Origin of the sequence: Rathayibacter sp. VKM Ac-2803 (genome assembly GCF_009807175.1) — a bacterium.
Lineage (GTDB): Bacteria > Actinomycetota > Actinomycetes > Actinomycetales > Microbacteriaceae > Rathayibacter.
The window spans coordinates 1,438,384-1,464,804 of sequence record NZ_WUCD01000001.1 but is presented as its reverse complement, the minus strand read 5'-3'; the positions used below and the strand labels follow the sequence as shown (position 1 = coordinate 1,464,804).

Genomic DNA, 26,421 nt, shown 5'->3' with positions numbered 1-26,421 from the left:
CGCTCTCAGCGGCCGTAGGAGGCGGCGAGCCGCGCGAGGCCCTCGTCGAGCGTCACCGAGGGGCGCCACTGCAGGTCGGCGCGGGTGCGGCGCTGGTCGAACCAGTGGGCCGTCGAGAGCTGCTCGGCGAGGAAGCGCGTCATCGGCGGCTCGTCCTCTCCCGGGCGCACCGCCCAGACGCGCTCGATGAGCGAGCCGGCGGTACGGGCGACGGAGGCGGGCACCGACCAGCTCGGCGGCTCCACGCCCGCCGCGCGGCAGATCCCGGCGAGCAGCTCGGCCACCGGCCGCGGCTCGCCGTTGGTCACGACGTAGGCCTGCCCGTGCACGTCCTCGGCGCGGTCGAGGGCGGCGACGATCGCCGATGCCGCGTTGTCGAGGTAGGTCGAGTCGATCAGCCCCTGGCCGTCGCCGAGCAGCGGGAGGCGACCGGCGCGCGCCCGCTCGACGATCCGAGCGACGAGCTGCGTGTCTCCGGGGCCCCAGACCAGGTGCGGCCGGACCGCGACCACCGCGAACCCGGGGGCGTCGGCGGCGAGCGCGAGCAGCTCGGCCCGCGCCTTCGTGCGGGCGTAGTCGCCGCGAGCGCGCTCGGGGTCGGCCGGCTCGGCATCGGCGCCCGCGATCGAGGAGCCGGCGTGCGCGACCGAGGGGGACGAGACCTGCACGAAGCGCCGGACGCCCGCGCGGGCGGCGGCCGCCAGCAGGCGACGGGAGCCGTCGACGTTCACCCGGTCGAAGTCGCCCGGGTCGCCCGCGAGCGAGACCTTGGCGGCGAGGTGCACCACCGCGTCGGAGCCGGCGACCGCCTCCTCCACCGCGCGCGGGTCGGTCAGCGAGCCGCGGGCGTCGGTCGCGCCGGCCACTCCCGAGGCGCGGCGCTGGAAGGTGCGCACCTCGTGCCCCTGGGCGACGAGGCCCGCGGCGACGGCTCCGCCGAGCAGGCCGCTCGCGCCGGTGACCAGGACCTTCACGGCGCGACCATCCGTCCGCCGGCGAGGATCCCCTCGGCCCAGCGCGAGAGCGCGGCCCGGTCGATCTTGGAGTTGTGCCGGATGTCGGTCGGCAGCGCAGGAACGACGAGCACCGCTGCGACCGCGGCTCCGACGGCGGCGCGGATCTCGGTGGCGAGCTTGTCCGGCGCCAGCTGGGTCCTGTGGACACCACCGCGCGTCTCGACGACCGCGACGAGCTGCGACACTCCGCGGGGCCCCACGCCGACGATCGCGGCGCGGGCGACGGAGGCGACGCGTGCCTCGACCCGCTGCTCGGGGCCGACCGGCGTGACGACCCCCTCCGGAGTCACGATCACGTGCGGCAGACGACCCTCGACCCACAGCCGGCCCGCGGAGTCGACGCGGCCGACATCGCCCGTGCGGTGCCAGCGCTCCCCCGGTGCGGCGCCGACGCGGGCGGCGCGGTCGGTGAGCCAGAGCCGCTCGTAGTGGTCCTCGACGTGTCCGGCCGAGACGACGATCTCGCCCGTCACTCCGATGACCTCGACGGGCTCGGCGGCGGGGATCCCCGCCTCGTCCAGCGGCGCGAGGCGCAGGCGGACGCCCTCCGCCGGGGTGCCGACGCAGACGCCTCCGCGCGGGTCGTCGTCGAGGGCGGCCTCGCGGATGCCCTCGAGCGAGGCGTCGGTCAGCAGCAGCGCCTCGGTCATGCCGTAGGGCGTGTGCGCCGACGCGTTCGGCATCAGCGCCTGCGCCTCGGCGAGCAGGGCCTCGGGCACCGGGGCGCCCGCGGAGAGGAAGGTGCGGACGCCTCCGAGCGCGCGGTGGTCGTCGGCGTCGAGGGCGGCGGAGGTGGCGACCACGTTCGCGAGCGCGGCCGGCGAGAGGAAGAGGACGGTCGCCTCCACCTGCGCGGCGGCCGCGGCGACGGCGCGAGCGGTGAGGGTGCGCGGCGCGGTGACGTTCATGTCGGGGGTCACCGAGCGCGCCCCGAGGGCGGGACCGAGCAGCGCGAACGGCGCGAATCCGGCGACCAGGCCGGTCCCCTCGCCGACGCCGTACTGGCGGGCCAGGGTGTCGCGCACTCCTGCCAGCTGGCGGTGCGTGTAGACGACTCCCTTGGCGGGGCCGGTCGACCCCGACGTGAAGAGGATCGCCGCGACCGCATCGGGCGCCGGGGGCTCGCCGAGCGCCCAGGCGTTCGCGGCGAGCTCGGCGCGGCCCAGCTCGATCAGCTGGCCGAGGGACGTGTCGACGCCGAGGGCCTTCGCGGAGGCGCGCGGCAGCGTCTGCGTCGAGATGCGGCCGCCGGGCCAGCCGAGGGCGCGGGCGACGGTCAGCCCCGGCAGGGCGCCGACCACGAGGTCGGGCCAGGTGCCGCGGACGGCGCGGGTCAGGCCGCGGAGGCCGAGGCCCGCGTCGGCCACGACCACGATCGCTCCGATGCGCAGGCAGGCGTAGAGCAGGGCGGTGAGGTCGGCGCCCGGGGGCACCAGCAGCGAGACGCGGTCGCCCCGCTGCACGCCCGAGGCGCGCAGGCCCGCGGCGAGCTCGCGGACCCGCTGCGAGAGCAGCCGCCACGACACGGTGCGCGGGCCGCCGCCTCCGGGGGGCGCCATCTCGACGAGGGCGACGCCGTCGTCGTCGGCGTGCGTGTCGAGGTGCCGCCAGAGCGACTCGACCGGCGCGGTCGGTCGCGCGACATCGGGAGCAGCACCGCGCTCGGAGGTCGCGTCGCCCAGCCAGGTGAGCACGGCGGAGGCGTAGTCGACGTCCTCCGCGAGGAGGTGGCCCGCCCCCTCGAAGCGGTGCACCTGCGCGTGCGGGAGGCGATCGACGAGGTCGTCGAGGTAGCGGTCCGAGAAGATCGGATCGAGCGGACCCCACAGCATCAGCGCGGGGACGCCGAGCTCGCGGACGCCCTCGGCGATGCGGACGAGCTCGTGGTGGCTCGGGTGCGCGGAGTCGACGGGGATGTCGGCGACGAAGCCGCCGATGCCGCCGCGGCGGGCGGCGCCCTCGTAGGGCGCGCGGTAGCCGTCCTTCACCGGGGCGGGGAGCGCCGGGTGGCCGAGCGCGAGGGTCGTCTCGAGGAACGCCGGGGTGCCGACCGTCGAGGCGCCGAGCACCCCGGACGCGAGGGCGAGCCGGAGCGGCGCCGGGATCGGCGAGCCGACGGGCTGGTGCACGGCCGTGTTGAGCAGCATCGCGCCCCGCAGCTCGGCGGGGTGGTCGACGGCCCAGCCGAGCGATACGACTCCGCCCCAGTCGTGACCGAGCGTCACCACGTCGGTCAGGCCGAGGACGTCGGTGAGGTTCGAGAGCTCGCGGACGCGGTCGGCGAGGGTGTGCAGGGCCCCGGTGCGCTCCGAGAAGCCCATCTCGAGCTGGTCGACGGCGACGACGCGCCACGCGGGCTCGCCGCGGCGGGCGGCCTCGAGGGAGGCGGCGGCGAGGCGGCGCCAGAGGTACGACCAGGTCGGGTTGCCGTGCACGCAGAGGATGGTGCCGACCGGCTCGGTGCCGAGGGAGTCCCCGGTGTCGAGGAGGTGCCAGCGCCTGCTGTCGCCGTGGGCGTCCGGTGCGTCGACCAGGCGCGACCACTCGGGGTCGAGCCCGTCGAGCCCGGCGGGCGGCACCTGCGCCGGGGCGGACCGGCCGAGTGCGGCGCGGATCCTCGACGCCGGGTGCGCGCCGGCGTTCACCAGGCGATCTCGAGCATCGCGGTGTTGATGCCGGAGCCGACACCCATCAGCAGCACGCGGTCGCCCTGCTTGAGGGTCGGCGCCTCCTGGGCGAGCGTGATCGGGATCGACGCGGGCCCCACGTTGCCGAGGGTGCCGAAGGTCGTGGGGACGCGGGTCTTGTCGAGGCCGACCGCCTTGACGAGGCCGTTGGTGTGCACGGAGGAGACCTGGTGCGTGATGTAGCGGTCCATCTTGCCCCAGTTCCAGTCGCGCTTCGCCTCCTTCCAGGCGGAGACGACGAGCTCCATCCCGCCCTTGAGCAGGGCCTTCGCGTCGGTGAACATGCCGTCGACGCTGCCGACGCAGAGCTCGTTGAACTGCGTGGCCGCGCGGGTGATGCCGCCGAGGAGGCGGTGGCCCTGCGGATGCGCGTCGGCCGGGCCGAGGATGGCCGCGGCCGCGCCGGAGCCGAGGGTGAGGCTGGCGAACTCGCTCATGAAGTCGGTGCGGCTCATGCCCTCGCGCTTGAGGCGCTCGATGGTGTTGACCTGGATCTCGTCGGCGTCCTCGCCGTCGATGATCATCGCGTACTTGATCTGGCCGGCGTCGATCAGCTGAGCGGCGAGCGTCATGCCGTTGACGAAGCCGAGGCAGGCGTTGGCGATGTCGAAGTTGATGGCGGAGGAGGGCAGCCCCAGCCCGTGGTGCAGGCGCACGGCGACCGACGGCTCGAGGTGCTTGCGGGTGACCGAGGTGTTGATGATCAGCCCGATCTGGTCGGGTCGGATGCCCGCCTCGGCGAGCGCGCGCCGGCCCGCCTCGATCGCGGCGCCGTCGAAGTCCTGCTCGGAGTCCCAGTTGCGGCGCTCGTAGACGCCGGCGACCCGCTGGAGGAGCCCGGTGGGGAGGCGCAGGCGCTTGAGCGCGGGCGCGAGTCGCGCATCGATCTCGTCCGACGTGGTCACGCGCGGGGCCATCGTGGTCGCGACGGACAGCAACGCGACGTTGCGGTGCGTGGTCGTTGCGTTTCCGTCCAACGGAACTCCCTGTCGAGTTGTCGATCCTGGCAAGTGCCGCACCGATTTTACGCTGTCGTTCACCCACTGCTTCCTGGACGAGCGCTGGATGCCGGCAGAATGCACCCGGCGACCAGCTGTCCCCCGAGTTGGCGGGGATGCCGGGCGGCGGCCATACCGCCTCCGCCGTGTCAACCACCCTCTGCCCGGGGCTCGGACGGTGGATCGCGCTGACCTGTTCGAGAAGCTCCTGGTGCGCGACCGGCGAGTCCTGGCGCGGGAGTCGCCGGTGACTCCGGAGTCCGCAGCCCCGGCCGAGGAGCACCTGCCGCGCCGGCGCCCCGGCAGGCGATCCTCGGCTCGTGGAAACACGTTCGGCTCGTCGGAATCGTCGGATCCTGCGAGCCGAACCGGATTCCGCGAGCCGGAGGTGCGCCGAGGCGGCATCGGACGTTCGGCGACGAGCCGTCAGGTGCCCATCGCCCACGGCTCGCGGTCGCCGCGGAGGCGCGCGGCGAGCGCCATCGCCTGCTCGTCGGTGAGCGTGGCGACGTAGTCGACGATGCCGCGGGCGCGGCCCAGGCGCTCGAGCGACTGCGGGTCGGCGCGCGGACGGCCGCGCTCCCCCGCCGGAAGCCACTCCGGCCGGTCGGCGCGCAGGCGGAAGTAGCCGTCGGTCGCCAGCTCGATCAGATCGAGCAGCTTCTGCGGGGCGCGGGCGTTGTCGCGCGGGTCGGCCAGCCAGTCGTCGAGGTGGGTGACGAGTGTCTCGAGCACCTGCGACTGCCCGCGCTGGTAGGTCGCGAAGTCGGGGCGGTCGATCACGAAGCGGGTGTGCACGAACTTCAGCACCGCCACGTCGTGCCACGCGTCCGGGAGGAGCGACACGTGCCCCGAGCGCACGTTCGGGTCGGCGAGCACCAGCACGGAGCGCTGCAGCCGCCCGATCCAGGAGGACACGAAGGACTCGATAGCCCGCTCGGTGCGGGTCGAGCCGTCGAACGGCACGGCGAGCAGCCCCTCCACCAGCTCGGTCGACACGCGCTCGACGGAGGCGCGGAACAGCTCGTCGCCGGCGATCCACGGGTCGCGGGCGACCAGCCTCCGCCGCAGCATCTCGAGGGAGTGCCCGGGCGCTCGCGCCCACAGCTCACCGGCGTCGAGCGCGGCCAGCGCGTTCTGCTCGCGGAGGAACGCCCGGAACTCCACCGCGACCGCAGCCTGCTGCAGCACGCCCGCCCGGTAGAAGTCGTCGAGGTCGTGCAGCGAGTAGGCGATGTCGTCGGCGACGTCCATCACCGAGCACTCGAGCGTCTGCTGCCACGGAGCGATCGCCTCGAAGCCCGCGCGCGCGTCGAGCAGGTCGTCGAGGTCGAGCGTGTAGGCCGAGAACTTGGGCGGAGCGGTCTCCCAGCGGCTGGCGGTCGAGCCCCGCGGCAGCTCGGTCGGGTCGGTGGAGTCGATGCCGGGGCGGCAGACCACGCGCCCCCACGGGTACTTGAGCACCGCGGCCCGGGAGGCGGCGGTGAGGTTGAGGCCAGCCTCCACCGTCTCGCAGACGTCGAGCTCGGAGAGGATGCGGAACGACTGCGCGTTGCCCTCGAAGCCCTCCTCGAGCCCGAGCTTCTCGCGGGCGAGGCGGTCGAGCGCCTGCTCGCCGAGGTGGCCGAACGGAGGGTGACCGAGGTCGTGCGCGCTGGCCGCGGCCTGCACGACCACCGGGTCGCAGCCTCCGAGCCGCTCGACCAGCTCGCGCTGCGCGGGATCGGTGGTGGTGAGCTGCATGGCGATCGCACGGGCGACGGCGGTCACCTTGATCGAGTGGGTGAGGCGGTTGTGCACGACCTGGCCGACTCCGCTCGGCGAGATGACCTGCGTCACCGCCGAGAGCCGGGCGAAGTAGGGGGAGAAGCGGATGCGCTCGAGGTCGACCCGGTACTCGGGGAACTCCTCCCCGGTCGAGAAGCGGTCGACCGGCTCGGGCACACGGCGATCGCGCCGGCGGTCGCGCGGACGGCGGAGCACGTCGCGCCGGAGGGTGGGCACGCCGCCGGTGTCGGCGCCCGCCGTGTCGGCGCGGGCCGCTGGGCCGGGTGCCTCATCCATGGGGCCACCCTACGTGCGCGGCGCGGGCGCCTCCTCGACGCCCCGCGGCCGCACCGCGAACAGCACCGCCGCCGCCACGACCGCGCCGAGCACGTACGCCGCGATGTCGAGCCACGAGAAGGTGCTGCCGACCACGAGCGCCAGCGGCGACCACAGCTCGACGAGGCGCGCCGCGGCTCCGATCGCCTGCAGCTGCTCCATCGCGATCGACCAGGCGAGCGCGATGCCCGCCGCCGTGACGGCCGGGACCCGCGGCAGCAGCACGCACACCAGCAGCGCGACGAGCACGACGTAGAGGACGCCGCCCGCGACATCGGCGAGGAGCCCGGTGAGCAGGAAGCGCAGGGCGAGCCCGAGCCCCAGCGCGGCGGCGGCAGCGAGCACGAAGGGCAGTCGCGCCCTCACCGCGCGCCCTCCTCGTGCGCTCGCCGGAGCCGGTCGAGGGCGAACAGGAACGTCCGGTCGTCGGCGACGGTCCAGCCGAACCGGCCCGGGGAGGCGACGACGAAGGGGACGAGCACGCTCCGGCGGCGGCGCGCGACGAGCGAGGCGCGCGCCAGACCGCGGAAGCCCTCGCCGACGGGCGCCGGCGGCGCCAGCACCGACAGCACGGCGGCGCGGACGCGGTGCGCGCCGTGGGCGACCGTGCCGACCTCGACTCCCGCGACGTCGCTCCACTCCGCGATGGCGAGGGAGTCGGCGCGCTCGGCGGCGAGCGCCGGCCCACCTGCGCCGAGGGTGACGACCACGGCTCCCCGGCTCGTGGCGGAGGCGGCGGGCGCGGTGATGCGCTGGAGGGCGCGGTCGAGCTCGAGGGCGCGGAGCACCACGAAGCCCTCGCCGATCTCGGCGAGCTCGGCCAGGCGACGCTGCCGCTCGGGGCTCGCCTGGCTCAGCTTCGACCCGACCGCGGCGCGCAGCCGTCGCGCCTGCGCGGCCGAGGTCAGGAGCGCGGTCGGCTCGAAGCGCGCGCGCGGAGGGATCGGGACCCGCGGACCTGTGGGCGCCGACGGGACTCCCCAGTGCGGCGGCGGGGCTGCGGTCATGTCCCGGCTCCTGTCGATGGGCGATGGGCGATGGCGTGCCTGCTCCTGATTCTCGCCCCTCCGCCTCCCGCCTTGCCGGGAGCGCCGCCCCGACCTAGGATGGAGGTACCCCCCGGGGGTATCCACCACCACCCCCGAACCCAGGCAAGGAGAAGCACATGGGCATCGCGCGCCTCGATCTCGGCCTCACCGCCAAGGACACCGCCGCCAAGGACACCGCCGCCGACGGCTGCGGCTCGGGCGGCGCCTGCGCCTGCGGCGGCCACGGATCCTCGGCTCACGCGGCCCACGACGGCAGCACCGCGCAGAGCCCCTCCTCCGTCAGCTTCGGCGTCGCGGGCATGACCTGCGAGCACTGCGTCCGCAGCGTCACGGAGGAGCTCGCCGCCTACCCCGAGGTCGACAGCGTCGACGTCTCACTCGCCCCCGACGGCGTCTCGCGGGTGACCGTCGGCTCGTCCCGCCCGCTCGGCCGCGAGGAGATCGCAGGCGCGATCGCCGACGCCGGCTACCGGCTCGCTCCCCTGGCCTGATGGCCGACACGACCCTCGAGCTCGACATCGGGGGCATGACCTGCGCCTCCTGCGTCGCGAGGGTCGAGCGGAGGCTCGACGCGCTCCCCGGAGTGACGGCGAGCGTCAACCTGGCCCTCGAGCGCGCGACGCTGACGCTGCCCGACGGAACCACTCCGGCCGACGCGATCGCCGCGGTCGAGGCCGCGGGGTACACGGCGACGGTGCCGTCCGCGAGCGCTCCCCGCGCCGAGGCCGGGGACGACCCCGAGGACGACGAGCGCCGCACCCTCCGCACGCGACTCCTGGTCTCGGCCCTGCTGGCCGCTCCGGTCGTCGTGCTCTCGATGATCCCCCCGCTGCAGTTCGCGAACTGGCAGTGGCTCTGCCTCACCCTCGCCGCGCCGGTCGCGGTCTGGGGGGCCCGGCCGTTCCACCGGAACGCCTGGCGGGCCGCCCGCCACGGGTCGACCACCATGGACACCCTGATCAGCCTCGGGGTCGCCGCCGCCTTCCTCTGGTCGCTGTACGCCCTGTTCCTCGGCGATGCGGGCCGGACGGGCATGAGCATGCCGTTCGAGCTGCTCGGCTCCCGCTCGGGTCACGACGAGATCTACCTCGAGGTCGCGGCCGCGGTGCCCGTCCTCGTGCTCGCCGGCCGCTACCTCGAGGCCCGCTCCAAGCGCGACGCCGGTGCTGCGCTGCGGGCACTGCTCCGCCTCGGCGCGAAGGACGCCGCCCGCCTCACGGCCGACGGCGTCGAGGAGCGGGTGCCCGCCGCCTACCTCGCCGTCGGCGACCTGCTCCGCGTGCGTCCCGGCGAGGTCGTGGCCGCCGACGGCACCGTGCTCGAGGGAGCGAGCGCCGTCGACGCGAGCCTCCTCACCGGCGAGAGCGTGCCGGTCGAGGTGGGTCCGGGCTCCTCCGTCACGGGCGGTGTGCTCAACGCGCACGGCGTGCTGACCGTCCGGGTCGAGCGGATCGGCTCCGAGACCACGCTTGCGCGGATGGGCCGCCTGGTCTCGCAGGCGCAGGCCGGCAAGGCCCGCGTGCAGCGGCTGGCCGACCGGGTCTCCTCCGTCTTCGTACCGGTCGTCGTCGTGCTCGCTCTCGGGACCCTGGCGGGGTGGCTCCTCTCGGGCGCCGATCTCGCCGCCGCCGTCTCGCCCGCCGTCGCCGTCCTCGTGGTGGCGTGCCCGTGCGCGCTCGGGCTCGCGACTCCGACTGCGGTGCTGGTCGGGACCGGTCGCGGATCGCAGCTGGGCATCCTGATCCGCGGTCCCGAGGTGCTCGAGAGCAGCCGCCGCGTCGACACCGTCGTCTTCGACAAGACCGGCACCCTCACGACCGGCGCCTTCGAGCTCGACCCGGGCGTCGACGACGAGGCGCTGCTCATGCTGGCCGCCGTCGAACGCGGCTCGGAGCATCCGCTCGCCGCCGCGATCGTCCGCGGCGCAGAAGCCAGGGGGCTCGACGTCCCCGAGGCGACCGGCTTCCGGTCGAGCACCGGGTTCGGCGTGCGCGCGAAGGTGGGCGGGCGTCTGGTCGTCGCCGGTCGGCTGCGCTGGCTCGAGGAGCAGTGGGGCTACGCCTCCGGGCCCCTCTCGGCCGAGGCCGACCGAGCGTTCGAGTCGGGCGGCACCGTGGTCGGAGTCGGCTGGGAGGGCGAGCTGCGCGGCATCGCGGTGCTGCGCGACCAGCCCCGCCCCGACGCCTCGACGACCGTGACGGCGCTGCGCCGGCGAGGACTCCGCGTGCTCGTGCTCACCGGCGACGACTCCCGTGCGGCTGCCTCCGTCGCGTCGGCCGTCGGCATCGACGAGGTCATCGCCGAGGTGCTGCCCGAGGGCAAGCTCGCCGTGATCGAGGGCCTGCGGGCGGAGGGACGCAGCGTCGCCTTCGTCGGCGACGGCGTGAACGACGCGGCGGCGCTCGCCGCGGCCGACGTGGGCATCGCGATGGGCGCCGGCTCGGACGCCGCCATCGAGGCGAGCGACATCACGCTGGTCGGCGACGAACTCTCGCGAGTGCCCGACGCGCTGAGGCTCGGCCGCCGGACGCTCGGCGTCATCCGCGGCAACCTCTTCTGGGCCTTCGCCTACAACGTCGCGGCGATCCCCCTCGCGATGGCGGGGCTGCTCGGCCCGCTGGTGGCCGGCGCCGCGATGGCGTTCTCGAGCGTGTTCGTCGTGCTGAACAGCCTCCGCCTGCGCTCGTTCCGCGCGGGCGGCTGAGCGGCTCCCGGAGTGACGTGGTTGGCTGAGGAGATGCGAACCGAGACCCGCCAGGGCGTCCCCCTCCTCCTCGTCGACGAGGAGGGCGCCGCACTGTCCACCTCCGAGGACGCGCTCGCCCTCGTGGCCGAGACCTACGGCGGCGACGTCGAGACGATCGTCGTGCCCGTCGGACGCCTCGACCCCGAGTTCTTCCGGCTCCGCTCCGGCATCGCCGGCGAGTTCGTGCAGAAGCTCGTCAACTACCGCAAGCGCCTCGTGATCCTCGGCGACATCACCGAGCAGGTGTCGACCTCGAGCGCGCTGCACGACTTCGTCGTCGAGTCGAACCGGGGCGACCACCTCTGGTTCGTGCCCGCGCTCGACGCGCTCGACGCCCGGCTGGGCGACTCGGCGACCGCCGAGGAGCCCGGTGCCGACGGCGGCGTGGAGCCGACGCCCGGCCCCGCGCACTAGTGCCGCTCGAGCTGGCCGGCCCGGTGAGACTGCTGCTGCTCGCCGACACCCATCTGCCGAAGCGGGCGAAGGCGCTCCCCGAGGAGGTCTGGCGTGCCGTCGACGCGGCGGACCTCGTCGTGCACGCGGGCGACTGGGTCGACGAGGCCACCCTCGATTTGCTCGAGGCGCGGTCGCGGCACCTGCTCGCGGTGTGGGGCAACAACGATCCCGCGGGCCTCAGGGCTCGGCTGCCGGAGGTGGCGCACGCCGTGATCGGCGGCCTGCGCATCGGAGTCGTCCACGAGACCGGAGCCGCGGCCGGTCGGGAGGCGCGGGCCGACGCGGCGCATCCCGACACCGATCTGCTGGTCTTCGGGCACAGCCACATCCCCTGGGACACGGTCTCGCCGCGCGGCATGAGACTGCTCAATCCGGGCTCGCCGACGGACCGCCGTCGTCAGCCCGCCTGCACCTTCCTGACGGCGACGGCCGACGGAGGCGCCCTGCACGAGGTGCGACTCGTCCGCCTCCCTCCGCGCCCGACCACCCCCTCCTGAGGACGCACCGACGCGAGCCGCCACCCCTCGGCGGCGTCGGCGCAAGGGGGTTCCCTGGAAGTGAGGTCGGCCTAAGCTCACGAAGATGACTCGCTCACCGGACAGACCCGATTCCGCGCACCTGCGTCCGGACGGTCTCGACAGCGCCACGGTGGCGGCGCTCGGGAAGCTGTCGGAGGCGCTCGAGACCGTCGAGCACGCTCGAGGCCTCCTCTACGGATTCCACCGGCTGACCGGATCCGCCGACCTCGCGCTCGGCGACGCGGTGCAGGCCTTCCGGGACGCCGGGCACGACGAGATCGCCGACTCCCTCGAGGCCGACCTCGTCGGACGCAACGTCATCGAGGGACGCTGGACGTTCCAGATCGTCGAGGACTACGACGACAACTACTACCGCTCCTTCCGCGAGCACGAGAAGGCCGCTCGGGACAGCCTGGCCGAGGGCCGACGGCACGTCTTCGAGTCGGAGATGAAGGAGGACCGCCGCACGAGCGGTCGCCGCCATCACGAGTCCCGGCCGGGCACCTGATGAACGCCGTCATCCGGATGCGCACGTCCTCGCTGCGCGTGAAGGCGGTCACCTCGGGATCGGGCGTCGGCGACGCTCCCCAGGAGACCACCCGGCGCACCGTCCTGAGCGTCGACGGGCGCCGCTTCCTCCTGGCTGTCGACGCCGACGCGGAGGCGCTCGAGAAGCGCCTGATCGAGGCGGTGCGCGCGCACGGCGACATGGTGAACTTCATGATCGCCGGCGGACACGAGGTGTGCGTGCTGGTGTCCCCGGGCGTCGCGGTGATCCTCGAGCACGAGGAGGTCCCCGTGGAGGACCCGGACGCGGACGACTCGCCTCTGGTGTACGACGACGTCGAGTACCTCAGCTAGACCACTCCGGTCGACGCCCAGAGCCAGAAGGCGGCGTGCGCCCGGTGCGGGCGCCACGGCTGCGAGGCCGCCTCGGCCGCCGCGGTGCCGATGCCGCCGAGCGCGCGGCGGAGGACGAGGTCGCCGGCCGGGAACGCGTCGGGATCGCCCAGGAGGCGCAGCCGCAGGTAGTCGGCCGTCCACGGCCCGATCCCGGGGATGGCGAGCAGGAGGCGGCGCTGCTCGACAGGGTCGCCGCCGGGGTCGAGGTCGAGACCGCTCGCGAAGGCCTCGGCCACCGCCCGCACCGTGGCCGCGCGAGCCCGCGTGACTCCGATCGCCGAGCGCAGCGCCTCGGGATCGGGCGCGAGGAGGGCCTCGGGGCTCGGGAAGGCTCCGAGCCCGCCGACCCCCGCGTCGCCGAAGGCCGCGACCGCCCGAGCGCCGAAGGTGCGGGCGGCGGCGACGGACACCTGCTGACCGAGCACGGCCATCACGGCGGCCTCGAACGCCGCGGGGTACCGCGTCGCGCGGAGCCCGGGTCGCGCGGCGATCATCGGGGCGAGGACCGGGTCGCGGGACAGCGCCCGGCCGATCGAGACGATGTCGGAGTCGAGGTCGAACCAGGCACGCACGAGCCGGACGACGGCGGGCGCGACCTCGGCGGCGGCCTCGACGCGGACTCCCGTGTCGGTGAGCTCGAGCGCGATCGGCTGCGGCGCCCCATGGACCATCAGGAGGCGCTCGAGCCGCCCACCGTCAGCGGCGATCCGGTCGACGCCCGGCAGGGAGTGCGCGCGGAGGAGGCTCGCCGCCCCGACGCGGTCGAACGGGCCGTTCGCCTCCAGGTCGAGCACGGTCGCGGTGGGGGAAGTCAGGGGAGAAGCACCACCTTGCCGCCCGCGCGACCGGAGGCGACGAACTCGAGCGCCTCCGCCGCCTCGCGCAGCGGGAACGATCGGCCGAGGACCACCTCGAGCTCGCCGCGGCCGGCGCTGTCGAGCAGCGGCGCGCGAGCCGCCATCCGGATCTCGGTGCCGGGGTCGGCTCCGTCGCCGCCGCCGAGCAGGAGGATGCCGCCGAGCCGAGCCGCGTGCTCGAAGCCCGCGACCGTGGCGATGCGCGAGCGGTCGGCGACGACCGCCACCGACACGTCGAGTGCCTCGTCGGTGCCGGCCGCGTCGAGGGCGACGTCGATGCCGCTCGGCGCGAGCGCGCGGACCCGCTCCTCGAGCCCCGGCCCGTAGCGGACCGGCTCGCCGCCGAAGCGGCGGACGACCGCCTCGCCCCGCTCCCCCGCCGTCCCGACGACCCGGGCACCGCGGGCGCGCGCCAGCTGCACGAGCAGCGACCCGACGGCTCCGCTCGCGCCGTGCACCAGCACCGTGTCCCCCTCCGCGACACGGGTGGCCTCGAGCAGGTGCACCGCGGTCGTCCCGGTGAGCAGGAGGCCCGCCGCCGCCTCCCAGCCGAGCCCCGCCGGCTTGGGCAGCACGGAGCCCGCGGGCACGACGATCTCCTCTGCGAAGCCGCCCGAGACCCGGAAGCCGACGACCTCGTCGCCCACGGCCACCGCACCCAGCGGACCGACCGCCTCCGGCCCCACGGCCGTGACCACTCCCGAGACCTCGCCGCCGAGCCGCACGGGCGTGCGTCCCCCGAAGACACCCGCCAGCATCTTCGCATCGGAGGGGTTCACACCGGCCGCGCGGACCCGCAGCCGCACCCGGCCGGGGCCCGGCTCTCCCGGGTCGATCTCGACCGGACGGAGGGCCGAGGGTCCTCCGAAGTCGTCCGCCTGCATCGCCATGACCATGCGCTCCACCTCTCGCTGATGCGGCCGACGCTAGCAGCGACGTCCGACACGGCAGCCCCTCCCCCGAGCCCGACCGAGAACGCCCGTTCCCTGAGCGCCTACCATGGGGGGATGTCCTCCACCCTCGAGCTCGCCCCGCGCGAGGCGATCCTCGCCGCCGCCGATCGGCTCTACTACGAGCGCGGCATCCAGTCGGTCGGCATGGACGAGCTGCGCACGGCCGCGGGCGTCTCGCTCAAGCGCCTCTACTCGGAGTTCCCGAGCAAGGAGGCGGTCGTCGTCGCCGTGCTCGAGGGCCGCCACGAGCAGTGGACCCGCGGAGTCACGGCGCGCGTCGACTCCGAGTCGGGCGCTCGCGAGAAGCTCCTCGCCATCTACGACTTCCTCTTCGACTGGTTCTCCGAGGACTCCTTCCGGGGCTGCGGCTTCATCAACGCCTTCGGTGAGCTCGGCTCCTCGAACCCCGCGGTCGCCCGCCTCGCCCGCGATCACAAGGAGTCGTTCCAGCAGTTCCTCGCCACGCTCGCCGAGGAGGCGGGCGGCGGCGCCGAGCTCGCGGCGCAGCTCGCGATCCTCGCCGAGGGCGCGCAGACGACCGCCGCGATCGCCGGCACCCCCGAGTCGGCGCTGCACGCGCGCCGGGCCGCCGGGATCCTGATCGACGTCGAGACGGCGTAGCGGAGCACTGGCGAGGAAGATCCTGTGCTCGTCACCGGCATGCTGGTCGAGCAGCCGCCGGAGGCGGCGTATCGAGAACCAACAGCGTCAGAAGTCCAGGTCAGAATGCTGATCTGTTGACGCTGGCGGGTCTCGGTACGTCCCTGCGGGGCTACTCGACCAGCATGAAGGGAGACGGGCGCCGACTTCTCCCTCCCCGCTCGAATGAGACGCATCGCGGCTTCGCCGCTGGATACGCCCGCTGAGCGGGCTGCTCGATCAGCGAGGATCGAGACGCGTCCCCGTCCAGCTCATGCCTCGCCGCCCCCGGGAGGACCGACGACCAGCAGCGCCGCGAACACCGCGGCCACCGCGGCCAGCACCAGCACCCCCGCGAGCACCGGCCGGCCCAGCGCCCAGCGGAGCACCCGGCTGAGGATCCCCCGGTCGCGCGGGTCGGAGCCCGCCTCGCGCCGCCACGGGCCCTCGAGGAGCCCGCGACGCTCGAAGCCGCGCTCGAGCGGCACCGTCGCGTAGGGGACGACGGCACTCGCCACTGCGAGGAGGGTCGCACCCGCCGACCAGCGCTGGTTCACCGCGAGCACGAGGGCAGCGGCTCCGTACGCCAAGAACGCGAAACCGTGGATCGGCCCCGCCACGCTCACCGGCCAGTCGCCGACGTCGGCCACGTACTTCAGCAGCATTCCCGCGATCAGGAGGGTCCACGTCACCGCCTCGACCATCGACAGAATCCTGAAGAGGCGGCGCGGGCTCATGGGATCGGCTCCGTTCGAGGTCCGCGGCAGCGGACGGTCGGGGTCGGTCGAGGGACGCTCGAGAGAGTAGTCAGCCCGGCTCGACGCCTCCTGCGAGATCTCTCAGGCGGGACGGCCGATCAGCGCGATCGTCGAGACCGCCGCGGCGATGAGCGCCAGCGCGCTGGCGACGGCGGCGTGCGGACCGGTCCGCACGGGCGCCTCCTCTATGGCCGGCCGCCCGTGCACCTGGGCCCAGAGCCGACGGGCCACCTCGCGCGCGGCGGGGCGGTCGGCGGGGTCGAGAGCAGTCATCGCCGCGAGGAGTGAGCGCCAGCGCTCGGGCACCGACGCGGGGATAACCGGGGAGTGGTGCATCCGCTGGAGAGAGATCTCGAGGGTCGTGCCGCTGTAGGCACGGGAGCCCGACAGTGCTTCGAGCAGCACCAGGCCGAGCGAGTAGACGTCGGAGGCGGGGCCGACGGCTCCGGACCCCAGGCTCTCGGGGCTGAGGTACGCCGCGGTGCCCACCAGGAGATCGGAGCGGGTCAGCCGCGCGTCGTCGAGCGACCGGGCGATGCCGAAGTCGCTCAGCTTCGCCTCGCGGAGGGCCGTCGCCGAGGGGATCGGACGGGAGCGCACGAGCACGTTGTCGGGCTTCACGTCGCGGTGGATCACGCCCTGCTCGTGCAGGTGGGCCAGCGCGTCGGCGACCTGCGCGCCGACCTCGGCGACGACGCGCTCGTCGGCCGAGACGAACCACTGGGCTGCGGGGTCGGCCGGGTCGAAGTACTCCAGCACGAGGAAGGACGACTCGCCGACCTCGCCCTGGTCGAGCACCTCGACGATCGCCGGGTGGCGCGAGTCGATCAGGAGGCGCGTCTCGCGCTCGCGGCGGGCGCGCTCGTTCGGGGTTCCCGCGGCCGAGCGGTGCACCTTGACCGCGACAGCACGGGCCAGGCGCAGGTCGCGGGCCCGGTAGACAACTCCGCTGCCGCCCTCCCCGATGCGCTCGAGCAGGAGGTAGCGGTCGGCGAGGGTCGCACCGAGGAGGTGGTCGACGAGGTCCGCGGCGGCGAGCATCGCTGTCCTCCTTGTCGGTGCGGGGTGGGTAAATCGCTAGCTTGTCTAACTAGCTACTCGAGTTGTACCGCGCGCACCCTCCCTCCGCAAGCAGAACGGCAGGGTTGTGCATAACTAGACGCTCTTGCTACACGTCTGTCTAAACTGATGCGCATGGACGAGGCCTCGACGAATCGATCCGGGGCCTTCTGGTACCCCGGAGCGACGAGCGAGCCCGGTGCCGTCGAGGTCCTGGCCGCGATGCGCGCGTTCCGCACCGCCGAGACCGCCATGCGCCGCCGCACCCGCGGGTCGATGGGCATGGGCGAGAACGACCTGCTCGCCGTGCAGTTCCTCATGCGCCGCCAGCAGTCGGGGCAGCACGTCAGCCCGAAGGACCTGGCCGCCTACCTCGGCATCTCCTCTGCTTCCACGACCGTCCTGATCGACCGCCTCGTCAAGAGCGGGCACGTGGAGCGGCAGCCGCACCCGAGCGATCGACGCGCGATCCGGATCGTGGCGACCCCGACCTCGCACCGCGAGGTCCGCGAGACCCTCGACGAGATGCACCGCCGGATGCTCGAGGCGGCGGCACGGCTCTCGGGAGCCGAGGCCATCACGGTGATCCGCTTCCTCGAGACGATGCGCGACATCGTCGAGAAGCCCGCACAGGGCGAGGCCGAGGTCCCGGACACGGCGGCGGACGACTCCGAGCCGGACCTGGTCGACCTCGAGTTCCAGCGCCGCCGGGCCTGATCCTCGTCGTGCGCGAGCGTCGTCTCGGCCGGTCCGACCGTCGACGGCCGCGACTTCCGTCATTCTCCGACGAGCGATAACTAGCTTGACTAGTAGAAAGCCTGTCTAGCGATACAGTGGTCCCGCACCACCCACTCGTCTGATCGGAGAAGACCATGGGCACCATCCTGTACGGCACCCCTCCCGCCGCCATCGAGGTCGAGGACAGGGCGCTCGCCCACCTCCAGATCGTCATCATCAACAAGTTCCGGCGCGACGAGCGCTTCCTGCTGACCCTCGACGCGAGCCCCCAGGCCGGCACCGGCCGCCGCGGCGTCTGGATGCACCCCACCATCCCGATCCAGTTCGAGTTCAAGGGCAGCCGCCAGCCCACGATCAACCCCGAGTGGGTCGAGGCCCTGATGGAGCGCGCCAACAGCGGCACCGGCCTGCGAATCGTGGCCGAGCCCGCCAGCGCCGGTGCCGTGCCGATGCGCCGCTCCGACACCGCGGCCTGACCCGCTCGAGCCGGACGGCTCCCGATCGAGCAGTCGGCCCCGCCCGAAGCCCGTCTCCCGCAGCGGAGGCGGGCTTCGTGTCGTCTCCGCCCGGTCGCTGCAGAGATCCAGCAGATATGAACTTGCTCGCAAGTGCTTGACATTTCGCGCCAGCCTCGATCCACCGGCCCTACACTTCGAGGGCGGCGCTGGGACGTTTCGGCGGGCTCGTCCCCCGGGCCGCACTCATGACCGACCGCCGGATGCCGGGATCCCCTCTCGCATCCGGCGGGCGGACACGACCGGGGCCCCGAAGCCCCACCGCGAGGTCCGCCACCCTCAGGAGTCGGCGCGATGACCATCGACACGTCCAGCGAACCGCAGATCGTCACCGACGCGGGCGGTGGTGCAGCGGCGCGCGAGGTCGTCCCCGGCGAGGTGTTCACCGCCGTCGTGTCCGACGGATTCGAGCACTGGCGGGTGATCGCCGTCCTCGGCATCCGAGTGCTCGCCGAGCGCGTCGACGGAGGCGAGCGCCGCAGCTTCACTCTCCGCTTCGTCCGGCACCGCCTGTGGCTGCTCGCCCAGGCCGCGCCGGAGTCGTCGCCCCTCGCCTGATCGCGGACGACTCCCGCCCTCAGAGGGCGTGCTCGGCGCGCACCGGGCGCGGGATCCGCGCGAAGAGGCGGTCGAACACGGTGCGGCGGTCGAACTGCAGCGCGTACTCGCGGGCGGCGAGCGCGCGGTGCGCCCGCTCCTCCGCCGACAGGTCGAGGACGACGTGGTCGAGCAGTGACGCGATCGTGCCGGGGTCGTCGACCGGCGTGATGAAGGCGTGCTCGCCGATGGCCTCGCCGATGCCGCCGGTGAGCGTCGTGATGACGGGGCCGCCTCCCGCCAGCATCTTCTCGGCGAGGGCGATGCCGAAGGTCTCGACGAACTCCGGCCGCGGCTTGCTCGGCAGCACGAATGCGGAGCAGCCGGCCATCAGGTAGGGCTTCTCGGCGTCGCCGACGTCGTCGAGGAAGCGGATGCGGTGCGCCAGCGGCGACGCGGCCGCGAGACGCCGCAGCTCCGCCTCCTGCGGGCCCCTGCCCGCGATGACGAGCTCGTGGTCGGAATGGACGCGGCTGCGCTCGAAGCCGCCGATGAGGTCCTCGACGCCCTTCGCCTCGGTGAGGCGCGAGAGGAAGAGCACGTAGCCGTCGGTGCGGAGCCCGCGGGCGCGGACGACCTCGTCGACCACTCCGGGGTCGAGGTGGGTGTAGGCGTCGGAGTCGATGGCCGGGTAGGAGATCTCGATTCTGGCGCGGCACTGCTCGGCGAAGCGGGTGCCGTGGGCGGCGTCGATGCGCTCCGCCTCCTCGACGATCAGGTCGCGGGTGTACTCCGAGACGGCGACGCAGTGGTCCTGCGAGAGGTACGACGCGAAGATGTGGGCGGCGGCGCCCAGGCGCCCCTCCTCGACGGCGCGCCGGACGACGTTCGTGACGTCAGAGCCGACCGCCTCGGCGACCGTGGTGACGTCGACGGGGAGTCCCGTGCTCCAGGCCGCGCGCAGCGCATCCGACACCGCGATGGTGTGCGGGCTGAGGTAGAGCGACAGGCAGACGGTGGGGACGCCGTCGGTGAAGAGCTCGACGAGGCGGCCGACCATGCCGGCCAGGAAGCGGCCGTCGGGCACCTTGTAGTCGCCGACCGGCTCGGGACGCTCGACGATGATGCCGTCGCTGTAGGGCAGCACCGCGTCCAGCGGCTTGAGCGGGAGGCCCGCGGCCTGGAGCCGCTCGATCGGCCAGGTGACGATGCGCACCTCGTCGAAGCCGCGCTCGCGGGCGGTCTCGGCGAGGTTGCGGGCCTCGACCGAGTGCCCGCAGATCACCGGATCGGCGCGGACCACGATGACGAGTCTGTTCTGCACGGTGTGGGCGTGCGTGCTCTGGTCCATGGGGCTCCTTCGGGGGTGATCGGTGGTCGGGGTGCAGTGGTGTCGAGGTGCGGTGGTACCGCAGTGCAGTGGCGCTGCGCGTCAGCGGAGCGGGAACGAGGGCGGCCGGTGGGCCGCCTCGCTCCCCCAGCCGACGGGTTCGTCGCCGAGGTGGAGCGTCAGCTCGCCGCCGCGGTGCAGCTCGGCGGCGCTGATCGCACTCGCCTCGAGCGGGGCGCCGTTGAGCTCGGCCGACTGGACGTACTGGACGGGTCCGCCGGGCACGGGCTCGACGAATCCGGTCGTCCGGATCTCGAAGTCGGCGCCGCCGACCGCGAGCGAGGCCCGCGCGAAGGCGGGCGCGTTGACCAGCAGCTGCCCCTGGCCGGCGACGGGGAACAGCCCGAGGCTCGCCCAGACGTACCAGGAGCTCAGCCCTCCGGAGTCGTCGTTGCCGGGCAGCCCGCCGCGCCCCGTGCCGAAGCGCTGGTGAACGACGCCGTGCACGATCTCGGCCGTGCGATCGGGGCGGCCCGCGTAGTGGTACGCCCAGGGCGCCTCCATATCGGGCTCGTTGTTCAGCCCCTCGAAACGGCCGAGAGCCGCCCCGGCGAGCATCTCGGCGCGGTCGGGGCGGAGGCCGGGCTGCACGACCGGCTCGGCGCCGTAGCCGAAGAACTCGTCGAGCTGGGCGACGAAGGCGTCGTCGCCTCCGCTCAGCGCAATGCGGCCGGCCATGTCGTGCAGCAGCCGGAACGAGTAGTTGTGGCGCGTTCCCTCGTAGTATGTCGAGTCCTTCAGGAGTCCCGAGCGGAGGTCGTAGGCGTTGACCCACTGGGCCGCCCGCTCCTCGAGCTGCTCGGCGAGCAGGCGATCGCCTACATGGCGGGCGACGACCGCCGTGCACCAGTAGCCGTGCGCGAGGTCGAGGGTGTGGCTGATCGGGTGCGCCTCCCCCACCGCGAGGAACTCCTCGCCGTAGGTGCGCTTGAGGTCCTCGCTCATGTGCACGAGCGCCGCCTCCCAGTCGATGCCGGGCAGCCCGAGGCGGCAGAGATCGGCGAGGAACGTGTGCGCGAGCGCGCTGCCCTGGCGCGAGAAGCGGTCGCTGCCCTTGGCCATCCGGTAGCCGATCGGGAAGTTGCCCTCCTCCTCGCAGATGGTGAGCAGCGCGGCTCCGATCTCGACCGCGCGGTCGGGGACGAGCGCGGTGAGCAGCGGCAGCTGAGTGCGGTAGATGTCCCACATCGTGCTGATGTCGAAGACGAACGGGCCGTCGCTCGGCCAGAACGGGCTCTCGTCGGGGGCCAGGCACGGCTTGATCAGCGAGTGGTAGAGCGCCGTCGCGAACACGGTCTCACGCTCGGGCGACGGGGTGTCGACCGCGACCGCGCGCAGGCGCTTGCGCCACGTCTTGCGGGTGCGGTCGCGGCGCTGGTCGAAGCCGGTGCCGGTCGGCGGCACGTCGCGGTGCAGGTTCTCGCGGGCGCGGTCGGTGCCGCGCAGCGAGAAGCCCATCCGCAGCTCGACGGTCTGGCCGGCCGTGCTCGGGCCGGCCCACATCAGGCCGAACGGGCGGAGCGTCGTGGGGCGGATGTGGTCGAAGTCGAGCCGGGTGCCGCCGGGCATCAGCCGGCGGTCGTACCAGAGCATCTGCCGCCAGGGCAGGGCGTCGCACTCGAGGTGGACGGCGAGCGGTGCCCCCTCCATCACGACCTCACCGGCGGCGACGCCGGGCGAGATCGAGTGCAGGTGCGAGCGGAGGGGCACGGTCGCCCCGGAGGGGATCGCCAGGCCGCCCAGCGAGAGGTCGACGACCACGCGAGCGCTGCGGTGCTCCGGGAAGGTGTAGCGGTGCACCACCGAGGAGGGCCCGACCGTCAACTCGGCGCGGATGCCCGAGGAGAGGGTCGCGGCGTAGTAGCCCGGCTCGGCGACCTCGTCCTCGAGCTCCCAGCTGCGCCCGAGCTCGTCCAGCGGCTCGAGCATCGGCGTGACGCGGAGGTAGTTGTAGTACTTGCGGATCGCGCCGGTGCCCGACTGCTGGAAGTGCGTGAATCCCGAGGCGACGAGGCCGTCGTGGATCGTCGGCGGCACTCCCTCGAGCGCCAGGTCGTAGCGGCCGTAGCCGGTGGGGTAGGCCCCGGAGTAGGAGCACGCCGAGACCATCCCGAGCGGGAAGGTCGCACCCGGATGCGTGTTGCCGATCTGCGGCTTGGGCGACCACCAGGTCGCCGCGAGCCCCGTCGGCTCCGGCAGGAGGGTCGCCTCGGTGCCGAGGAACGGGTCCACCCGCTCGATCACCTGGTCTCCACCGCCGCCGCCATGCCGTGACGCTAGGCAGCGCCGGGAGACACAGGGTGTCGCCCGGGTGTACGAGCGGCGACGGGTCGGCGACCGATCGGGGCCGGAGCCCGGCGGGCTACGGGATCAGCCGCTCCGCCCGGTAGCGGTCGAACAGCGCCGTGAACGAGTCGACGGTGCGGTGGTGCACCGTGAACCCGGCCAGGCGCGACTTGCTGATGTCGGTGACGACCTCGATGCGGCGGCCGAGGTCGGCGTCGGTGTGCCACCAGGAGGCGACGCGCTCGAGGTCGGGCTCGACCAGGTCGTGCTCGCGCACCAGGCGCCGCCAGGTCTCGCCCGCGTCGGCCATCTGCTGCTCGAGCGGCTGCGGCTCCTCGCCCGGGCCGACGGGCTCGACCCCGAAGTGCTCGGCGATCCGCGACCACATCCAGCGCCAGCGGAAGACGTCGCCGTTGACCACGTTGAAGGCCTGGTCGCGGCCCGCCTCGGACGTCGCCGCCCAGAGCATCTGCTCGGCGAGGACGGTCGAGTCGGTCATGTCGGTCAGGCCGTTCCACTGCGTGGGCGAGCCGGGGAAGACGAAGGGGGTGCCCTGCGCGCGGTGGATCGATGCCGCGACCGCGAGGGTGAGCCCCATGTTCATCGCGTTGCCGACGGCGTGGCCGATCACGGTGTGCGAGCGGTGCACCGACCAGGTGAAGTCGTCGCGCTCAGCGGCGGCGAAGAGCTCGTCCTCCTGCGCGTAGTAGAAGTTGGGCGCGTCGAGCCGCGCCTCCTCCTCGTGGAACGGGGTGTCGGGCATCGCGCCCTGCCCGTAGGCCTCGAAGGGGCCGAGGTAGTGCTTGAGCCCGGTGACGAGTGCGACGTGCTCGAGCGGCGCGTGCGAGAGCGCGGCGAGCAGATCGCGGACCATGCCGCCGTTGACGGCGATGTTCTCCTCCTCCGTCGCCTGGCGCGACCACGCGGTGAAGAACACGTGCGTCGGCTGCTCGCCGGCGAGGACGCGGGCGAGGTCGTCGGCCGAGCGCAGGTCGGCCGAGAGCGGAGTGACGCCGGGCCGCTCGGCGATCGGCCGGCGCGAGAGGGCGGTGACGGGCCAGCCGCGCTCGGCGAGCAGATCGACGAGGGCGGAGCCTCCGATGCCGGTGGCGCCGACCACGAGGGCGTGCGGAGCGGAGGAAGTGGGCTGTTCTGCTGCGGAAGTCATCGTTGACGACAACGCCTCCGAGCCCGTGGCATTCCACGAGACCCCGGGTGGACATCCGGCGCTGCGTGGGAACCGGACCCGAGCATTTCTCGCTATCGTCGTCGGATGCTCGTTCTTCTCCGCCGACGTCCGGCGTTCCTTCCGACCGCTCTCCTCCTCGCGACCCTGGCCGGGTGCTCCGCAGCGCCCGCGGTCCCGGTCGCGTCGGGTCCCACCCCGACCTCGGCCGTCGCGGTGACGAGCGGTCCGACGATCGGACCGACAGGCACCCGGGGAGCGGTCGACTTCGACGGCGGATTCGTGCGGTTCGGCGACGGCGCGCGCATCGTCGATCTCTACGTGGATCCGCTCTGCCCCTACTGCAGGATCTTCGAGGAGGGCTCCGCGCCGCTCCTGTTCGCCGAGGCGGAGGCCGGGAGGGCGACAGTCCGGATCCATCCGATCACCGTCCTCGACCGGCTGTCACAGGGTACGCAGTACTCGACTCGCGCCGCAGCCGCGTTCATCGCGGTAGCGGCGGCGACTCCCGAGCACGCGCAGGGCTACTTCGAGGCGCTGTTCGCCCATCAGCCCGATGAGAACACGCCCGGCCTGAGCGACGACGAGCTCCTCGCGCTGGCGGCACTGCTCGGAGGCGACGAGGAGGCGATGCGGCGCGAGCTCCCCTCGATGCAGGGCTGGGTCACCGAGCTGACGCGGTCGGCGCTCACCGGACCGCTGCCGGTCACCGACGAGATCGCGGCGATCGAGCAGGTGCCGACCGTCGTCGTCCAGGGCGCGGTCTTCCGGGGCGACAGCGACGAGACGGAGGCGTTCGCGCAGTTCTACGCGGCGCACTGACCGCGCGAGGGCGGGCGGTGGATCTCGCGTCGATGACCCCCTGACCCCAGAGCACGACCAGGCGCCCGTCATCGATGTCGAGAGGACGCGGTGATCCCCCATCGAGCCGCGTCGAGCCCGACACCGCGTGGACGTATCGGCGCCGATCACGCCCCTGCGCCGCTGCCTGCGATGGTCTGGAGAGGCTCCCCGTGCCGGTCGAAGGAGAGCTCCTCACCCACCTCGGCGCACTCGGCCGCGACGAGATCGAGGGAGTTCCAGAAGTATCGGCTCGTGGTCCTGTCGCCCGCGAGGCCGTCGAGAAGGTTCTGCTCGGCCAACCGCGCCGCATCGGCCGACGTCGAAGTGGAGGAGTCGTAGGCGAAGGAATCCAGAGCGTCCTCGAAAGACGAACGATTGACGATCGTCGGGTCTGCTGCGAAGGCGTTCCAGGACTCCTCTAGAGGAGCGCAGAGTGACTCGTCCTGCTTGCCTCCGGGCAGTGCACACCCGCTGACGAGGAGCACCGGAACGGTGAGCAGTGCCGCTCCGGTCCTCCTCATCAGTGCCACGAGAGACCTAGCCTTCCACGTACATGTGTCCCGTCGCGGCCCAGACTGCGCAGGCTTTCTTCCGATACTCCGGCTGGTTGGTCTCGTAGATGTGGTAGCACGTCGACGTTCCGGTGTACCACTTCACGCACCGGCCTTGGTACTCGTAAGCGCAGATCTTGTTCACGGTGTTCGGAACGGCAGATGCCGACGTGGCACCTCCGGCTGCGCCGAGCGCGATGAGCAGGGAGACAACGAGCGAGCGCGTCACGTTCCTCGTGCGTGTCTTCATCCCGTCCATGGATTCCTCATTCCTCTTCGTCGAGTCGAGCCGCATCAGTCGGACTTCTCGAACTCAGTTGATAGTGAGTATTGCTCACAGGAGACGAAGGTATTCTCTGTGGCGGTTCAGAGGAACCGCTGGCGCGGGATGCGCAGCTCCGGTGCGACGGGGCGAGCGCACCGCACGGGGTAGCGTCGATGGGTGCGTTCTCCGTGGAAGTCCCGTGGCCCGGCGGAGCGACTCCCCCGCGAGGTGAAGGTCCTCGGGATCGTCGCGTTCTTCGTGATGCTCGGCTTCGGCGTCGTCGTGCCGGTGCTGCCCGTGTTCGTGCGGAGCTTCGGCGTCGGCTACGTCGAGGTCGGCGCCGTCGTGTCGGCGTTCGCGCTGATGCGGCTGGTCGCGAATCCGTTCGTCGGGCCGCTCGTCGATCGCTTCGGCGAGCGCGTGGTGCTCGCGAGCGGCATCGGGATCGTCGCGGTGTCGAGCGCGCTGGTCGGTCTCGCGGGCGACTACCCGCACCTGCTGCTGCTGCGCGGGGCGGGCGGAGTCGGCTCCGCGATGTTCTCGGTCGCCGCGATGACGCTCCTGCTGCGCACGGCCGCTCCGGAGCGGCGCGGACGCGCGATCGGGTTCTACCAGGGCGGGTTCCTGCTCGGCGGCATGGCGGGGCCGGCGATCGGAGGCGTGCTCAGCGCGATCTCGCTGACCGCTCCCTTCTTCTTCTACGCCGGCACCCTGGCCGTCGCCGGCGTGGTCGGCCTGGTGCTGCTGCGCCGGCCCGAGCGGGCGGCGGACGCGGCCGCTCCGGTCACGGCGAAGCCCCTCCGGGAGGTCGCCCGCGATCGCCGCTACCAGAGCGCGGTGCTCGCCAACTTCGCGCTGGGCTGGTCGGCGATGGGGGTGCGGGCGACGCTGGTGCCCGTGCTCGTCGTCGAAGGGCTGGGCGGCGATCCGGCCTGGACCGGCATCGCCTTCGCGATCGCCGCGGTGGTGCAGACCCTCGCGCTCGCCCCCGCGGGGCGCTTCGTCGACACGGTCGGCCGGCGGCCCGCCCTGATCGGAGGCTTCGCGGTCGCCGCGGTCGCCATGCTGGCGATGCCGCTGGTCGGCGAGCTGTGGCTGCTCGTCGTGCTGCTCTGCGTCTACGGAGCGGCGGCCGCGTTCATGGGGACCGCGCCCGGCGCGCTCGTCGGGGACGCGGCCGGCGAGCGCGGCGGTCGGCCCGTGTCGGTGTTCCAGGCCGCCTCCGACCTGGGTGGCGTGATCGGACCGCTGCTCGCGGGCGCGCTGGCCGACCAGGCCTCCCCCACCGCGGCGTTCGCCTCGGCCTTCGTGCTGCTCGGGCTCACCGCCGTCGTCGGCCTCGCGATCCCGCGCCGCGCGGCCTGATCG

The 26,421-nt window shown here is 73.4% G+C and carries 27 protein-coding genes; 12 read left to right on the top strand and 15 right to left on the bottom strand.

The genetic code is table 11. The features are described 5' to 3' along the window. Positions 1-5: 5 nt before the first annotated feature. From GRS96_RS06830 to GRS96_RS06805, 6 genes are all read right to left on the bottom strand, one after another. Complete coding sequence (locus GRS96_RS06830) at positions 6-974, bottom strand: NAD-dependent epimerase/dehydratase family protein (protein ID WP_159988098.1); 969 nt, start codon at positions 972-974, stop codon at positions 6-8. Beyond that, positions 971-3,661: an alpha/beta fold hydrolase gene (locus GRS96_RS06825; protein ID WP_236553573.1), complete on the bottom strand. Its 2,691-nt coding sequence runs from the start codon at positions 3,659-3,661 to the stop codon at positions 971-973. Before GRS96_RS06825 ends, GRS96_RS06830 begins: the two co-directional genes overlap by 4 nt. Continuing rightward, positions 3,658-4,680 carry a 3-oxoacyl-ACP synthase III gene (locus GRS96_RS06820; protein ID WP_235021854.1) on the bottom strand — a complete coding sequence of 341 codons (1,023 nt, stop codon included), beginning with the start codon at positions 4,678-4,680 and terminating at the stop codon, positions 3,658-3,660. Before GRS96_RS06820 ends, GRS96_RS06825 begins: the two co-directional genes overlap by 4 nt. Positions 4,681-5,127: 447 nt before the next feature. Then, positions 5,128-6,765 carry a deoxyguanosinetriphosphate triphosphohydrolase family protein gene (locus GRS96_RS06815; protein WP_159854512.1) on the bottom strand — a complete coding sequence of 546 codons (1,638 nt, stop codon included), beginning with the start codon at positions 6,763-6,765 and terminating at the stop codon, positions 5,128-5,130. Between the two features lie 9 nt (positions 6,766-6,774). After that, a complete protein-coding gene (locus GRS96_RS06810) occupies positions 6,775-7,170 on the bottom strand; it encodes a DUF2809 domain-containing protein (protein ID WP_159854514.1) in 396 nt (131 codons plus the stop codon). Further along, positions 7,167-7,811 (bottom strand): hypothetical protein, encoded by a 645-nt coding sequence (locus GRS96_RS06805; RefSeq protein ID WP_159988096.1) that lies wholly within the window; start codon positions 7,809-7,811, stop codon positions 7,167-7,169. Before GRS96_RS06805 ends, GRS96_RS06810 begins: the two co-directional genes overlap by 4 nt. A 158-nt stretch (positions 7,812-7,969) precedes the next feature. On the opposite strand from GRS96_RS06805, the gene GRS96_RS06800 reads away from it, so the two are divergent. The 6 genes from GRS96_RS06800 (at position 7,970) to GRS96_RS06775 (ending at position 12,434) form a co-directional block, all read left to right on the top strand. Next, on the top strand, positions 7,970-8,344 hold the full coding sequence (locus tag GRS96_RS06800; RefSeq protein ID WP_159854518.1) for a heavy-metal-associated domain-containing protein: 375 nt from the start codon (positions 7,970-7,972) through the stop codon (positions 8,342-8,344). After that, the gene (locus GRS96_RS06795) at positions 8,344-10,557 is read left to right on the top strand and encodes a heavy metal translocating P-type ATPase (RefSeq protein WP_159988095.1); all 2,214 of its coding nucleotides are present in this window, start codon (positions 8,344-8,346) and stop codon (positions 10,555-10,557) included. Before GRS96_RS06800 ends, GRS96_RS06795 begins: the two co-directional genes overlap by 1 nt. Positions 10,558-10,590: 33 nt before the next feature. Beyond that, positions 10,591-11,013: a DUF4180 domain-containing protein gene (locus tag GRS96_RS06790; protein ID WP_159988094.1), complete on the top strand. Its 423-nt coding sequence runs from the start codon at positions 10,591-10,593 to the stop codon at positions 11,011-11,013. Between the two features lie 23 nt (positions 11,014-11,036). Continuing rightward, on the top strand, positions 11,037-11,552 hold the full coding sequence (locus GRS96_RS06785; protein ID WP_159854524.1) for a metallophosphoesterase family protein: 516 nt from the start codon (positions 11,037-11,039) through the stop codon (positions 11,550-11,552). 85 nt (positions 11,553-11,637) lie between these two features. Beyond that, positions 11,638-12,081 (top strand): hypothetical protein, encoded by a 444-nt coding sequence (locus GRS96_RS06780; RefSeq protein ID WP_159854526.1) that lies wholly within the window; start codon positions 11,638-11,640, stop codon positions 12,079-12,081. Then, a complete protein-coding gene (locus tag GRS96_RS06775) occupies positions 12,081-12,434 on the top strand; it encodes a hypothetical protein (RefSeq protein ID WP_159854528.1) in 354 nt (117 codons plus the stop codon). The genes GRS96_RS06780 and GRS96_RS06775 overlap by 1 nt, the downstream gene beginning before the upstream one ends. Here the strand turns inward: GRS96_RS06775 and GRS96_RS06770 are convergent. Both GRS96_RS06770 and GRS96_RS06765 read right to left on the bottom strand, forming a co-directional pair. Then, positions 12,431-13,270: a DNA-3-methyladenine glycosylase family protein gene (locus tag GRS96_RS06770; RefSeq protein ID WP_204162051.1), complete on the bottom strand. Its 840-nt coding sequence runs from the start codon at positions 13,268-13,270 to the stop codon at positions 12,431-12,433. The genes GRS96_RS06775 and GRS96_RS06770 overlap by 4 nt on opposite strands. A gap of 17 nt (positions 13,271-13,287) precedes the next feature. Beyond that, on the bottom strand, positions 13,288-14,223 hold the full coding sequence (locus GRS96_RS06765; protein ID WP_236553572.1) for a quinone oxidoreductase family protein: 936 nt from the start codon (positions 14,221-14,223) through the stop codon (positions 13,288-13,290). A gap of 117 nt (positions 14,224-14,340) precedes the next feature. Here GRS96_RS06765 and GRS96_RS06760 point away from each other — a divergent pair, with 117 nt between their 5' ends. Beyond that, positions 14,341-14,907, top strand: a complete 567-nt coding sequence (locus GRS96_RS06760; protein ID WP_159854532.1) for a TetR/AcrR family transcriptional regulator — start codon at positions 14,341-14,343, stop codon at positions 14,905-14,907. Positions 14,908-15,197: 290 nt separating this feature from the next. On the opposite strand, the gene GRS96_RS06755 is transcribed toward GRS96_RS06760, so the two are convergent. Together GRS96_RS06755 and GRS96_RS06750 are read right to left on the bottom strand one after the other, a co-directional pair. Beyond that, on the bottom strand, positions 15,198-15,662 hold the full coding sequence (locus GRS96_RS06755) for a DUF3817 domain-containing protein (RefSeq protein WP_159988093.1): 465 nt from the start codon (positions 15,660-15,662) through the stop codon (positions 15,198-15,200). A 102-nt stretch (positions 15,663-15,764) separates the two neighbouring features. Further along, positions 15,765-16,724, bottom strand: coding sequence for a serine/threonine-protein kinase (locus GRS96_RS06750; protein WP_159988092.1), 960 nt, complete (start codon positions 16,722-16,724; stop codon positions 15,765-15,767). A 153-nt stretch (positions 16,725-16,877) separates the two neighbouring features. On the opposite strand from GRS96_RS06750, the gene GRS96_RS06745 reads away from it, so the two are divergent. From GRS96_RS06745 to GRS96_RS06735, 3 genes are all read left to right on the top strand, one after another. Further along, positions 16,878-17,459, top strand: coding sequence for a MarR family winged helix-turn-helix transcriptional regulator (locus GRS96_RS06745; protein ID WP_159854538.1), 582 nt, complete (start codon positions 16,878-16,880; stop codon positions 17,457-17,459). A 155-nt stretch (positions 17,460-17,614) separates the two neighbouring features. Beyond that, on the top strand, positions 17,615-17,956 hold the full coding sequence (locus tag GRS96_RS06740; RefSeq protein WP_159854540.1) for a DUF7882 family protein: 342 nt from the start codon (positions 17,615-17,617) through the stop codon (positions 17,954-17,956). A 333-nt stretch (positions 17,957-18,289) separates the two neighbouring features. Continuing rightward, on the top strand, positions 18,290-18,553 hold the full coding sequence (locus GRS96_RS06735; RefSeq protein ID WP_159854542.1) for a hypothetical protein: 264 nt from the start codon (positions 18,290-18,292) through the stop codon (positions 18,551-18,553). A 19-nt stretch (positions 18,554-18,572) separates the two neighbouring features. Here GRS96_RS06735 and GRS96_RS06730 read toward each other — a convergent pair whose 3' ends face one another. The 3 genes from GRS96_RS06730 to GRS96_RS06720 all read right to left on the bottom strand — a co-directional run bounded on the left by GRS96_RS06730 (position 18,573) and on the right by GRS96_RS06720 (position 23,376). Then, on the bottom strand, positions 18,573-19,883 hold the full coding sequence (locus GRS96_RS06730) for a glycosyltransferase family 4 protein (RefSeq protein ID WP_159854544.1): 1,311 nt from the start codon (positions 19,881-19,883) through the stop codon (positions 18,573-18,575). 81 nt (positions 19,884-19,964) lie between these two features. After that, the gene (locus GRS96_RS06725; RefSeq protein WP_159854546.1) at positions 19,965-22,166 is read right to left on the bottom strand and encodes a glycoside hydrolase domain-containing protein; all 2,202 of its coding nucleotides are present in this window, start codon (positions 22,164-22,166) and stop codon (positions 19,965-19,967) included. Positions 22,167-22,284: 118 nt separating this feature from the next. Then, positions 22,285-23,376 carry an SDR family oxidoreductase gene (locus GRS96_RS06720; protein ID WP_159988091.1) on the bottom strand — a complete coding sequence of 364 codons (1,092 nt, stop codon included), beginning with the start codon at positions 23,374-23,376 and terminating at the stop codon, positions 22,285-22,287. 105 nt (positions 23,377-23,481) lie between these two features. Between GRS96_RS06720 and GRS96_RS06715 the strand changes: the two genes are divergently transcribed. Then, positions 23,482-24,216 (top strand): DsbA family protein, encoded by a 735-nt coding sequence (locus GRS96_RS06715; protein WP_159988090.1) that lies wholly within the window; start codon positions 23,482-23,484, stop codon positions 24,214-24,216. A gap of 146 nt (positions 24,217-24,362) precedes the next feature. On the opposite strand, the gene GRS96_RS06710 is transcribed toward GRS96_RS06715, so the two are convergent. Further along, a complete protein-coding gene (locus tag GRS96_RS06710) occupies positions 24,363-24,758 on the bottom strand; it encodes a hypothetical protein (protein WP_159854551.1) in 396 nt (131 codons plus the stop codon). Positions 24,759-24,774: 16 nt separating this feature from the next. After that, positions 24,775-25,083, bottom strand: coding sequence for a hypothetical protein (locus tag GRS96_RS06705; RefSeq protein WP_159854553.1), 309 nt, complete (start codon positions 25,081-25,083; stop codon positions 24,775-24,777). Between the two features lie 147 nt (positions 25,084-25,230). Between GRS96_RS06705 and GRS96_RS06700 the strand changes: the two genes are divergently transcribed. Next, positions 25,231-26,418, top strand: coding sequence for an MFS transporter (locus GRS96_RS06700; protein WP_236553571.1), 1,188 nt, complete (start codon positions 25,231-25,233; stop codon positions 26,416-26,418). Positions 26,419-26,421 lie beyond the last annotated feature (3 nt).